Origin of the sequence: Candidatus Sulfotelmatobacter sp. (assembly GCA_035498555.1) — a bacterium.
GTDB lineage: Bacteria > Eisenbacteria > RBG-16-71-46 > RBG-16-71-46 > RBG-16-71-46 > DATKAB01.
The window spans coordinates 1-11,223 of sequence record DATKAB010000105.1 but is presented as its reverse complement, the minus strand read 5'-3'; the positions used below and the strand labels follow the sequence as shown (position 1 = coordinate 11,223).

The window sequence follows — 11,223 nt, the reverse complement described above, 5'->3', positions numbered from 1 at the left end:
CGGCTTCTCCCCCGCGAGCAGCTGATACTCGGCGAGATGCGCGATCATGTCGTCGGGCCACAGCACGAACCCCGAATCCGCCGGGATCGAGCGCCACAACGAATGGAGCGTTGCGTCGTACTGCACGTACGCCGCTCGCCGGGCCACGGAATAGCGAGCCCCGAGCGCCAGCGCAAACACGATCAAGATCCCGCTCACCGCGACGATCGCCCGTGCGCCACGCCTTGCGACCGGTAGCGAAGCCACGGCCGCCGGCGCCTCCGCCAGACTCAGCATCATCGCTGGCAGGAAATAGCTCGACGGATCGGGCACGCCGTAGACGAATGAGTAGGTCACCGACAGCGCCGCGCACGCGAACAGCGCGAGCCGCGCCGGCGCTCCGGGTGCGCGCGCGCGCCACGCCCAGATGGCCATCAGCGCCACACCGGGGAGGAGCCACGGGTAGACGTGAGTCGCGATCAGCCTGCGCTGCACGGGATCGGGCGCAAATCGTCCGAGGTAGAGCAGGTACTCGCCGCCCATGATGTGGCGCAGCGCGCCCGCCACTCCCGCGCCCATGCCACCCCACTGAACCCGCGCGGGATGCGCCGCGCGGTAGAAGACGTAGCCGTAGGACAGCAACGGAAGCGCAGCGGCGAGCACCCCGATCGCGATCACGTTCCAGCGCCGGGGCCGCGAACCCCACCATTTCGCGCACACGGCCAGCGTGAACGGCGCGATCACGAAAACGGAAGTCCGGTGATGCGCGAGGCCCAGCCCGCACACCAACCCCCAGATCCCTCCGTCGCGCGCCGAGAGCGGGCGGGCAGCCTCGAGCAGCTGAATCCCTGCCAGCGCCGCCAGCGCCACCCAGGCCAGGTGCCAGCTGTTGACCTCGGCGAGCGTCGCATCCAGCGTCCACGCCGGATTGAAGGCCAGGGCCGTGACCGGCAGCAGCGCGACCCAACGCGCGGCGCGGGCCTCGACGCCCGCGAACCGCAGCAGCCGCGCCGCCAGCGCGTGCACGAGGCCAAGCGCCGCCGCACCACCCAGCGCGCTCCACAGATTGGCGGCTCGATCCCACGAGGCGCCGGCCGCGTGGACGAGAGCGACGAACGCGTGGCCGATCAGCGTGTAGAGCGGATAGCCGGTCGGATGCGAGAGCCCGAAGGTCGCCAGCACCAGCGTGAACTCGCTGCCATCCTTGTCGCTCGAAACGCCGGGCACGACCAGCGCGTAGGCAGCGAATGCCACCAACGCGACCGCGGCCGCCCACCGAGCTTCGCCCGAGGTCGGGCCCGTGCTGCGTCGCTCGGCCGAACGTAAGTGCGCGCGCTCGCTCACGCTGGCAGTCTGTCACAGCCTTCGCATCGCGCATAGCGTTCGAAGTGCGGAGAAGCGCACGAACCATGCCGCCGCCGGACCACGGGCCTCATGTTCCGCTCGCGACCGGCCGAAAATGCGACGGACGACTATCCCGTGGAGCCTCGGCGCCCCGCCCCCGCAGCGCCGGTCTCGAGACCGTCCGAGGTCGCCGTGATCCGAGATCTGTTCAAGCGCTGGACCTCGCGCCCGAAGCCCGAGGAGACAGGCGCGCCGGAAGCTCCCGAGCCGGTCGACGCGCCAGCGCAGGCCGCGCCCGAATCGCCTCCCGCCGCGGTCCCCACGCCAACCGAGGCGGCTCGCCCCGCCACGGCGCGCCCGGTTCATCCGGTCGAGGCCACCGAGAGCTCGCTCCAGCGTTCGTTGCGCTGGCGATTCAAGGTGCTGCTCGATCGCGCCACACGCGAGGAGCTGCAGTCCGATGGCCCCAGGATCGCCTCGCGCATCTGCGCGCAGGACTCGAACCTGGTGCGCCAGCCGCCGACCGCCGTCCAGGAGGCGCTGCGCGTCGCCCGCAATCCGATGTCGAGCTACGGGCAGGTGATCGCGCTGTTCGAGCGCGACCCCGCGCTCGCGCCGGCCCTGCTGCGCCACGCCAATTCCGCCTTCTACCGCCGCGAGGGTCCGCCGCTGGTCTCGCTCCACGACGCCGCGCACCGTATCGGCATGGGTGGCATCGATGCGGTGCTCACCTCGGCGATGGTGAGCGGACTGTTGTGCAAGCCGGGCGGGATCTACGACGACTACGTGCAGAAGGTCTGGACGCACATGCGCTGCACCGCGCCGCTCGCGCGCTGGCTCGCCCCCGCGTTCGGCGTGGATCCCGAAAAGGCCTGGGTCTACGCGCTGCTCCACGACGTCGGCAAGCTGATCGTGTTCGATCATCTCACTTCGCTGCGCGGTGAATGGCGTCGCGAGCTGAAAATTCCGCCTGCCTACTTCCATCAGCTGCTCGCCCACGTTCACGAACCGCTCGGCGGGCTCGCGATGCTCAAGTGGGGACTTGGCGGCGAAGCAGCACGCGTGGTCTCCGAGCATCACCGCCGGGTCGCTCCGCCGACTCGCGATCCCCATGCCGAGCTGGTTCATGTCGCGGAGGCGCTCGACATCGCACACGCCAACAAGCGCGAGTTCGACTGGGAGGCGGTGTGGCGCGACGGCGCGATCCATGTCGATCGCGCGGAGGTGGAGAGGCTGCTGCCCGAGTGGGAACCCGAGGCGTGATTTCCGCGCGACCCCGGGCTCGATTCGTGGCCGTGGCGTTCGCCGCGGCACTCTGGCTCGCGGCCGGCCTGGCGCACGCCCATTCGCCGAGGCGCGATCGACACGGCGACGAGATCGGCAAGGCCTCGTATCTCGGGAAGCAATTCGACCATCGCCCGACCGCGAGCGGCGAGCTCTACGACCCCGAGCGGCTCACCGCCGCGCATCCGCGACTGCCGTTCGGCACCTACGTGCGCGTCACCAATCTCGAGAATGGTCGCAGCGTGCGTCTCCGCATCAACGATCGTGGGCCGTACGGGAAGGGCCGGGTCATCGACGTCTCGATGCGGGCCGCGCGGCAGCTCGGTTTCCTGCAGCAGGGGATCGCGCGGGTGCGGGTCGAGGTGGACGACGACCGCAACGCCGCCCGCCTCGAACCCTGAGCGCCGCTCAGACCAGCGGTGAGAGCAGCGCCCCCGACACTCCCGCGAACAGCATGATGAACTGAAGGGCGAGTGCGGTGAGCACCACGCCGCGCCCGCCGAGCCGGCTCGAGCCCGGCCAGGCCGACAGGTGCTGCGTCACCTTCTGCGCCGAGATCGGCCCGACCAGCGCGAGCGCTGTCATCACCGGGATCAGATCGCTGGGCGTGACGCGCAGGCTCTGCGTCGCGACGAAGCCCGCCACCAGCGCCGCGAACGCCACCCACGTCCACAGCCCCGCGGGCCCGCGCCACGGTCGCGTCGGCAGCGCGAATGCCATCACCGTGGAGAGCGTGAGCACGCCGAGACGTCCGAGCAGCACGTCTCCGACGAAGTGGAGCAGCCGCGCGGGCCGGAAGCGAAGCGCCGACAGCGGGCCGTCGAAGGCGCTGAAATTGAACCAGTCGCCGAGCGACTTGGAGAGCAGCACGTAGCCGCCGCCGCACGCCAGCCCGACCGTGAGCACCAGCGCCAGGCAATGCTTCGGCTGCTCGGCGACGCGACAGGCGATCGCCGCCCCGATCAGCCACAACGCCAGCGGATGGACGAAAAAGGCCGCCGAAAGCAGCAGGCCGGCGGCCATGCTGCCGAGATAGCCCGGCACGTGCCGCAGCACGAGCAGGCCGGCGAGCCCCAGTGCCAGCGCCAGCGGTTCGGGGCGCGCGGCCTCCGGGTGCCCGGTCAACACCGTCAATCCCAGCAGCAGAATGCCCCCGCTCGCCACACCGAGCGTCCAGCTCTTGGTCTCGGAGCGGACGATGAGGAGCGCGAACCCGGCCGCGACCAGTGACGCCAGCAGCGACACGAAGCGAGCTTCCCAGAGCTGAGGCCCGAAAATCGTGACCATCCACGACACCACCCAGGGGAAACCCGGCATGGGCGAAAGCGCCTGCGGCGTCGGGGGCGCCTGATACGCGAGATCCCCCGAGGCGAATCGCACCGCATGGTCGAGCATCAACCCATCGTCGGGCGACACCAGCCGCGCCGCGGGAAAGCGCGCCGAGGCGAGCGCAATGAAGGTGACGCAGGCAAATCCGGAACAGCACCAGAGCAACGTGCGAACCGATCGAGTGAACATGGCGAGGCTCTCCGAACCAGCGGCGGCATCCTCGAGGGGTTGATCGAGGCCGGGTGCCCATACCTATCGACGCGGATCGAGACGGACGACACCTCGAATGGAGCCGGGGCGCCGAAACCGGCGCCCGATTCGGGCGAAATCGCAGCTTTCCGGAGTCGTGCGTCGCGAATCGAGTCGCTCGATTTCGGCGAATTGCGATTCGCCGCGCCGCGGGGCTCGAATTGGGGAAAACTCAGCGGCGCGGGGTTGCCGCTTTTCGCGTAGACTGCCGCGCTCGATGAAGCGCTCCCGGCCGTACCGCGCGCTGGCGGTGATCCCCGCGCTCCTGATCCTCGTCGGCGCGCCGCTCTTGAACGGCGTGCCCGGTTACGTCTTCGGGCTGCCGGTCATGCTGGCCTGGATCGTCGGCTGCGTCCTTGCCACCTCGCTGACCATGGCGGTGATCGCGGCGCTCGATCGCCGGCGCGACCGTGAAGAGCGCGGCGGGGCGGAGCCGCGATGAGCCCCGCGCTCTTCATCCTCGCGCTGTTCCTTGCGATCTCTTTCGCGCTCGGGCTGATGGCCCGGCGCGGCCGCACCATGAATCTCGAGCAGTGGACGGTGGCGGGCCGCGGCTTCGGCGCGCTGTTCGTGTTCCTGCTGATGGCGGGCGAGATCTATACGACGTTCACCTTCCTCGGCGGCAGCGGCTGGGCCTACGGCCGTGGGGCGCCGGCCTTCTACATCATCTGCTACGGCGCGATCGCCTTCACCATCTCGTACTTCCTCCTGCCCGCGATCTGGCGCTTCGCCAGCCGGCACCAGCTTCATTCGCAGGCCGATTTCTTCGCGCTCAAGTTCAACAGCCGGCCGCTCGGCGTGTTGGTCGCGCTGGTGAGTTTCGCCGCCTGCGTGCCCTACCTCGTGCTCCAATTGAAAGGCCTCGGCATCATCGTCTCGGAGACTTCCTACGGCACGATTTCGCCGAACGTGGCGGTGTGGCTGACCACGGTGGCGCTGGTGACCTACGTGATCGTGTCGGGCGTCCACGGTTCGGCGTGGACCGCGGTCCTGAAGGACGTGATGATCCTGGGCGTCGCCGTCGGGCTCGGCATCTATCTGCCACTCCACTACTACGGCGGCTATCAGTCGATGTTCGAGGCGATCGAGCGCGCCCGGCCCGGATTCCTCACGCTTGCACCGCGCGGCATGAGCGTCAGCTGGTTCGTCTCGACGATCGTGCTGACCGCGGTCGGCTTCTACATGTGGCCGCATGCGTTCGCCTCGGCCTATACCGCGCGCAACGAGGACGTGTTTCGCAAGAACGCGGTGGTGATGCCGCTCTATCAGCTGGTCTTGCTGTTCGTGTTCTTCACTGGCTTCGCCGCCATCCTGCAGGTGCCGGGCCTCAAGGGCGCCGATGCCGATCTGTCGCTGCTGCGACTGTCGAAGCTCGCGTTCTCGCCCGCGCTGGTCGGCCTGATCGGCGCCGCCGGGCTGCTCACCGCGATGGTGCCGGGCTCGATGCTGCTCATGACCGGCGCCACGATCCTGGCCAAGAACGTCTACGGCGCGCTCGCGCCCCGGGCCGGCGAGGCCGCGATCTCGCGCCTCGCGCGCGCGCTCGTGCCGCTGTTCGCGCTGCTCGCCGCGCTGCTCACCATCCATGGAGGCGAGGCGATCGTGCCGCTGCTCCTGCTCGGCTACAGCGTGGTGACGCAGCTGTGCCCCGCGATCTACCTCGGGCTCTCGGAGCGGCCGTGGATCACCTCGACGGGCGTGATCGCGGGCATTCTCGCCGGCGAAGCCACGGTTGCGGCGGTCAGCATCTCGGGCGCGACGCTCGCCAAACTGTTCCCGGGCTGGCCGAGCGTGATCACCGATCTCAACATCGGGATCGTCGCGCTGATCGGGAACTCCGTGGTGATGCTGGTGGTGAGCGCCGTGACGCAGCCCGCTCAGCGGCCGAACGTGAAAGCCACCGCCGGATAGCCCACGAAGTGATAGAGGCTGGCCGGCGCGGTGGCGCCGATGCCCAGCTCGCGCACCGGCAGCTCGGGCCAGCCCACCGAGGTGGCGTAGGCGATCGGGTGCGCGACGGCCTGGTTCGCGCTCGCGGAAGAATTCCCGCGCGCCAGCCGCTCGACCAGCAGCAACCCGAAGGGCACCGAGAAGCGCCCGCACCAGGTCCAGCGATAATCGGTCGGGTGCTCGGGATCCACGAAGGTGGCGAACAGATCGCGCGCCTTCTCGGTCGTGACCGGCCCCGAAAGCGGGCCGCGCAGGATGCCGAGATCCTTGTCGAGCGCCTTCTGGTAGGCCTCGATGCCGCCGTCGCCAAACACCACCTGCTTGAAGTCGGGCCCGTAGTGGATACCGTCGGTCGAGATCGCGACCGCGACGTCGCGCCCAAGCTGCTGGCCGCGAGCGCGGAGCGCGTCGAGCAGCGCCGCGCCGAGCTGGTCGCTGAGCGCGGTGAGCCGGTCGAATCCCACCGCCGGCACGAGGATCGGCACGATCTCGAGATCGGGCCGCAGGTGCCGCAGCCAGTAGACCAGCGCCTCGATCGAGTGCTCGGAATCGTGGATCGCCGCGTCCTGAGTCCAGGAATCCTTCGGCAGTCGCCTGAGGAGCTCCTGGCGCAGCCTCGAGACCGGCACTTCGCCGTCGGGGGTCCGCCAGGCGCGATAGGGATCGAACACCAGCCGCTCGGTGGGCGCGAAGCGGCGGTAGCGATGGAACACGCCCACCAGCACCACGGTCTTCGCGGTGATCAGCGGCAGCACCTTGCGATAGACGCGGCCGGCGTACAGGTAGTCGTCGTGCGGGCAGATCACCGCCGGAACGCCGGGCGCGGGTGCCAGGCCGAGCGAGTCGGGCGAAGGCCCGGAGGCCGAAAGCTCCCACACTCGCGCCATCTGATCGGCGCGGTACGCGAAGCCGATCGAGTCCCGCTGCCCGCGCAGATCCAGCGCGCGCGACGGAATGCCCATCTCGGCCCGCACCTGCTCGAGCGTGGGCGGCGTCACCGGCGGAGTCGTCGAAGCATTCTGCGCGTGCACGGAGGGGGCGAGGAGCGCGGCCAGAAGGACCAGCCCTCTACGCAAGATTGTGGAAGACCTTCTGCACGTCTTCGTCCTGCTCGAGCAAGTCCACCATGCGCAGCACCTCGGTGGCCTGGTTCTCGGGCAGCTGCATCGGCGTGGTGGCGACGTACTCGGCCTCGGCCGAGATCGGCGTGAGGTGGCGGCTCTCGAGCGCCTTCTGCATCTTGCCGAAGTCGGCGAACGCGCAACGGATCAGGAGCTGAGGCTCGCCCTTGTCGCTGATGCTCTCGCCCATCTCCTCGAGACCGTGATCGATCAGGTCGAGTTCCAGCTCCTCGGCATTGATGCCTTCCGGCTTCAACCGGAACACGCCCATCTTCTTGAACTGGAAGCTCACGCTGCCGGTCTGGGCCAGATTGCCGCCGCCCTTGGTGAAATGGTTGCGGATGTTGGACACGGTGCGGACCGGATTGTCGGTCGCGCACTCGACGATCACCGCGATGCCGTGCGGCCCGTAGCCCTCGTAGAGGATCTCGTCGAAATTCGCCTGGCCCTGGCCCGAAGCGCGCTTGATCGCCGCCTCGACCTTGTCCTTGGGCATGTTGATGGCGCGCGCGTTTTGCATGATGCGGCGCAACGACGGATTGGAATCCGGGTTCGGGCCGCCGGCCTTGACCGCGATCGTGATTTCCTTGCCGATGCGCGCGAACGCCTTGGACATCTTGTCCCAGCGCGCGAACATCGTGGCTTTGCGAGTTTCGAAGATGCGTCCCATCGGAGGTCCCGTTTCGTGAGCGTGTCTCGAGGCCCATCCGGGCCCGCCGAACTCGGAAACTTAGGCGCTGGGGCCGCGCCTGTCGAGCCGGCTTCCGCGTTCGCGCCACGGGGCTGGCCCCGCTCGTGCGCCGGCCCTCGTTCCCCGCTATGCTCCCCTGCCGCGATCGCAACCCCTGGGAAGGAGGCGCCATGTCCATCAAGCAAGCGTCGAAGGTTCCCGCCGAGCCGGTCAGCGCCGGCCGGGGCACCACGCGCCAGATCCTGATCGGCCCCGACGAGGGCCCGCACTTTGCGATGCGGCGATTCATCATGGAACCGGGCGGTGGAATCCCCGCGCACACCAACACCGTCGAGCACGAGCAGTACGTGCTCTGCGGGCGCGCGAAGCTCGGCATCGGCGACCAGGTGCGCGAGGTCAGCGCCGGCGACGTGGTCTACATCCCGGCCGGCACTCCGCACTGGTACGAAGTGCAGGGCGGCGAGAAGTTCGAGTTCCTGTGCGTGGTCCCCAATCTGCCGGACAAGATGGAGATGTCGAAGAAGTAGCGACCTTCGGGAGAACTCATGCCGGAAGCGGCCGAGCAGAAGAGCGAGAAGAGTTCCAGGGAATCCGAGAGCGCAGCGCCCGTCGATCAGCTGGTGGTGACCGAGCACCGGGTGCGGATCGACGGGAAGGACGTGCCCTACACGGTCACGACCGGCACGATCGTGCTGAAGGAAGAGTCCGAGAGGAAGGGTGACGAGGCCGGGAAGTTCGAGGGCGAGAAGCCGCGCGCGAGCGTGTTCTTCATCGCCTACACGCGGAGTGACGTCACCGACGTCACCCGGCGGCCAATCACGTTCTCCTTCAACGGCGGACCGGGCTCCTCTTCGGTGTGGCTGCACCTCGGCGTGCTGGGTCCGCGCCGCGTGGCGATGGACGAGATCGGCAACCTGCCGCCTCCGCCCTACCGGCTCGAGGACAACGCCCATTCGCTGCTCGATCAGACCGATCTGGTCTTCATCGACCCGGTGAGCACCGGCTACAGCCGCGCCGTGGTCGGCGAAAAGGCGCGGGAGTTCCACGCCTTCAAGAAGGACATCGAGTCGGTTGGGGATTTCATTCGGCTCTACACCTCGCGCTACCGGCGCTGGCTCTCCCCCAAGTTCCTGATCGGCGAGAGCTACGGCACCACGCGCGCCGCGGGCCTCTCCGGCTATCTTCAGGAGCGGCACGGCATGTTCCTGAACGGAGTCATGCTGGTCTCGTCGATCCTCGACTTCGGCACCGCGCTGTTCGAGCATTCGAACGAATCGGCCTACGTGTTCTTCCTGCCCACCTACGCGGCCACGGCCTGGTATCACCAGCGGCTCGGGCCCGAGCTGCAGAAGGATCTGCGCAAGACGCTCGACGAGGTCGAAGCGTTCGCGACCGGGCCTTATCTGGCCGCGCTCATCAAGGGCAGCGCCTTGCCGGCCGACGAGCGCGCGCGCGTCGCTGCGCAGCTCTCGCGCTACACCGGGCTGTCGCCCGACTACCTCGACCGCTGCAATTTGCGCATCGAGATCATGCGCTTCACCAAGGAACTCCTGCGCGATCAACGTCGCACCGTGGGTCGGCTCGACAGCCGCTTCACCGGCATCGACCGCGACGCGGCCGGCGAGATCTCGTCCAACGATCCCAGCTTCACCAACGTGATCGGACCCTACACCGCGGTGTTCAACGACTACGTCCGCGGCGAGCTGAACTTTCAGAGCGATCTCCCCTACGAGATCATCAGCCTCAAGGTGAACGAGGCGTGGAAGTTCGACGAGCACGAGAATCGCTTCGTGGACGTGAGCGAAACGCTCCGGAAGGCGATGTCCATCAACCCGCACCTCAAGGTCTACGTGGCCAACGGCTACTTCGACATGGCCACGCCCTACTTCGCCACCGAATACACGTTCAACCACCTGTCTCTCGATCCGAGCCTCGCCGCCAACCTCTCGATGGGTTACTACGAGGCCGGCCACATGATGTACATCCACCAGCCCTCGCTGGTGCAGATGAAGAAGGAGCTGGCGGCGTTCCTGAAGGGGGCGGTGCCGGCGTAGCCCGAGGGTTGCCGGAACCCCGAAAAAACCGTCGTGCGGCCGAAGGCGCGGTGGGAGAATTGCGGCCGGCGGCGCTCGACCTCGCGCGCCGCCATTCGGGACACATCCCCGGAGGCCGCCCATGTTCTTCCACCGGTCGCGCCCGTGCGGGCCGCGCTTTACGCTCGCTCTGTTCCTCCTCGCTCTTGGCTTCGCCCCCCGCGGAGCCTCCGCCGACACTCTCCTGCGCATGGTGAGCGATCCCGGCGACTACATTGGCAACGGACACAGCTTTCTGTTCACGCCGGCCCAGGGCACGTTCTCGACCAGCGGATCCGGCCATCCCGCCGTGGAAGTGAGCTTCTCGAACTCGACCGAGTTCTGGTACCTCGATTTCGCGTCGCCGCAATCCCACGCGCTCACCCCCGGCCACTACGTCGCGGCCCGCCGCTATCCGTTCCAGGGGGCCGGGGAGCCCGGCCTGAGCGTCTCGGGAGACGGCAGCGGATGCAACACGCTGACCGGCGAGTTCACCATCCGCCAGATCACGGTCGATGCGAGCCAGCACGTCACCTCGTTCTGGGCGACGTTCGAGCAGCATTGCGAAGGCATTAGCCCCAGGCTCACCGGCGAGATCCGGATCAATGCCGACACCTCGCTGTACGTCACCTCGCCGTCGGATCTCACCGTTCAACTGAACACGCCGATCTCGATCGCCGTGCAGGCGGTGGATGCCCTGGGTTACCCGGTCACGTTGTCGTGCGACGCGCTCCCCGCCGGCGCCTCATTCGTCGATCACGGCGACGGCACGGGAACGCTGTCGTGGCCGGGCGGCGCCACCAGCTTGGGTGACGTCGCGCTGCAGTTCCACGCGCTGGACAACCACGGCAAGCAGGCGACCTGCTCGAGCTACGTTCATGCGTTCGGTCCCGACCTGCTCAAGCTGGCCAGCGATCCCGGCGACTATATCGGCGGCGGCCAGAACTATCTGCTCACTCACGCCGACGGCGCCTTCACGCTGCAACGCCTCGGAACCAACGGCGTGCAGGTCAATTTCGCGGGCTCGGGCCTCGATTGGGAGCTCGAGTTCGTCCCTCCCGCGGGCCACGACCTGACGCCGGGCGCCTATGTCGGCGCGCATCGCTATCCGTTCCAGGCCAGCACCGAGCCGGGGCTCGACATCTCGGGCAACGGGCGAGGATGCAATCAGCTCTCGGGACTCTTCATCGTCCGCCAGATCACG

11 protein-coding genes are annotated in these 11,223 nt (G+C 68.3%); 7 read left to right on the top strand and 4 right to left on the bottom strand.

All coding sequences use genetic code 11. The features are described from left to right. Positions 1-1,233: DUF2723 domain-containing protein (locus VMJ70_09465; protein ID HTO91347.1), on the bottom strand; the 1,233-nt coding region annotated here is incomplete at its 3' end. Between the two features lie 282 nt (positions 1,234-1,515). Between VMJ70_09465 and VMJ70_09460 the strand changes: the two genes are divergently transcribed. Together VMJ70_09460 and VMJ70_09455 are read left to right on the top strand one after the other, a co-directional pair. Then, on the top strand, positions 1,516-2,586 hold the full coding sequence (locus VMJ70_09460; GenBank protein HTO91346.1) for an HDOD domain-containing protein: 1,071 nt from the start codon (positions 1,516-1,518) through the stop codon (positions 2,584-2,586). 32 nt (positions 2,587-2,618) lie between these two features. After that, complete coding sequence (locus VMJ70_09455) at positions 2,619-3,008, top strand: septal ring lytic transglycosylase RlpA family protein (protein HTO91345.1); 390 nt, start codon at positions 2,619-2,621, stop codon at positions 3,006-3,008. A 7-nt stretch (positions 3,009-3,015) separates the two neighbouring features. Here the strand turns inward: VMJ70_09455 and VMJ70_09450 are convergent, their stop codons facing one another. Then, entirely contained in the window at positions 3,016-4,125 is a 1,110-nt protein-coding gene (locus tag VMJ70_09450) for a hypothetical protein (protein ID HTO91344.1), read from the bottom strand. 277 nt (positions 4,126-4,402) lie between these two features. On the opposite strand from VMJ70_09450, the gene VMJ70_09445 reads away from it, so the two are divergent. Continuing rightward, positions 4,403-4,627, top strand: coding sequence for a DUF3311 domain-containing protein (locus VMJ70_09445; protein ID HTO91343.1), 225 nt, complete (start codon positions 4,403-4,405; stop codon positions 4,625-4,627). Continuing rightward, on the top strand, positions 4,624-6,096 hold the full coding sequence (locus tag VMJ70_09440; protein HTO91342.1) for a sodium:solute symporter: 1,473 nt from the start codon (positions 4,624-4,626) through the stop codon (positions 6,094-6,096). The genes VMJ70_09445 and VMJ70_09440 overlap by 4 nt, the downstream gene beginning before the upstream one ends. On the opposite strand, the gene amrB is transcribed toward VMJ70_09440, so the two are convergent. Both amrB and VMJ70_09430 read right to left on the bottom strand, forming a co-directional pair. Continuing rightward, complete coding sequence (amrB, locus tag VMJ70_09435; GenBank protein HTO91341.1) at positions 6,063-7,211, bottom strand: AmmeMemoRadiSam system protein B; 1,149 nt, start codon at positions 7,209-7,211, stop codon at positions 6,063-6,065. The two genes, VMJ70_09440 and amrB, sit on opposite strands and share 34 nt — an antisense overlap. Next, the gene (locus VMJ70_09430) at positions 7,204-7,926 is read right to left on the bottom strand and encodes a YebC/PmpR family DNA-binding transcriptional regulator (GenBank protein ID HTO91340.1); all 723 of its coding nucleotides are present in this window, start codon (positions 7,924-7,926) and stop codon (positions 7,204-7,206) included. The genes amrB and VMJ70_09430 overlap by 8 nt, the downstream gene beginning before the upstream one ends. 191 nt (positions 7,927-8,117) lie before the next feature. Here VMJ70_09430 and VMJ70_09425 point away from each other — a divergent pair, with 191 nt between their 5' ends. The 3 genes from VMJ70_09425 to VMJ70_09415 form a co-directional block, all read left to right on the top strand. Continuing rightward, positions 8,118-8,474, top strand: a complete 357-nt coding sequence (locus tag VMJ70_09425) for a cupin domain-containing protein (protein HTO91339.1) — start codon at positions 8,118-8,120, stop codon at positions 8,472-8,474. A gap of 18 nt (positions 8,475-8,492) precedes the next feature. Continuing rightward, positions 8,493-10,001 carry a hypothetical protein gene (locus tag VMJ70_09420; protein ID HTO91338.1) on the top strand — a complete coding sequence of 503 codons (1,509 nt, stop codon included), beginning with the start codon at positions 8,493-8,495 and terminating at the stop codon, positions 9,999-10,001. Positions 10,002-10,122: 121 nt separating this feature from the next. Then, positions 10,123-11,223 (top strand): hypothetical protein (locus tag VMJ70_09415; GenBank protein HTO91337.1); only part of this gene is annotated, 1,101 nt, incomplete at its 3' end.

What these genes read in the sequence shown, in the direction of transcription:
- VMJ70_09450 (HTO91344.1), bottom strand. Translation starts at nt 4,125, where the DNA reads ATGTTCACTCGATCGGTTCGCACGTTGCTCTGGTGCTGTTCCGGATTT.
- VMJ70_09445 (HTO91343.1), top strand. Translation starts at nt 4,403, where the DNA reads ATGAAGCGCTCCCGGCCGTACCGCGCGCTGGCGGTGATCCCCGCGCTC.
- VMJ70_09440 (HTO91342.1), top strand. Translation starts at nt 4,624, where the DNA reads ATGAGCCCCGCGCTCTTCATCCTCGCGCTGTTCCTTGCGATCTCTTTC.
- VMJ70_09430 (HTO91340.1), bottom strand. Translation starts at nt 7,926, where the DNA reads ATGGGACGCATCTTCGAAACTCGCAAAGCCACGATGTTCGCGCGCTGG.
- VMJ70_09425 (HTO91339.1), top strand. Translation starts at nt 8,118, where the DNA reads ATGTCCATCAAGCAAGCGTCGAAGGTTCCCGCCGAGCCGGTCAGCGCC.
- VMJ70_09420 (HTO91338.1), top strand. Translation starts at nt 8,493, where the DNA reads ATGCCGGAAGCGGCCGAGCAGAAGAGCGAGAAGAGTTCCAGGGAATCC.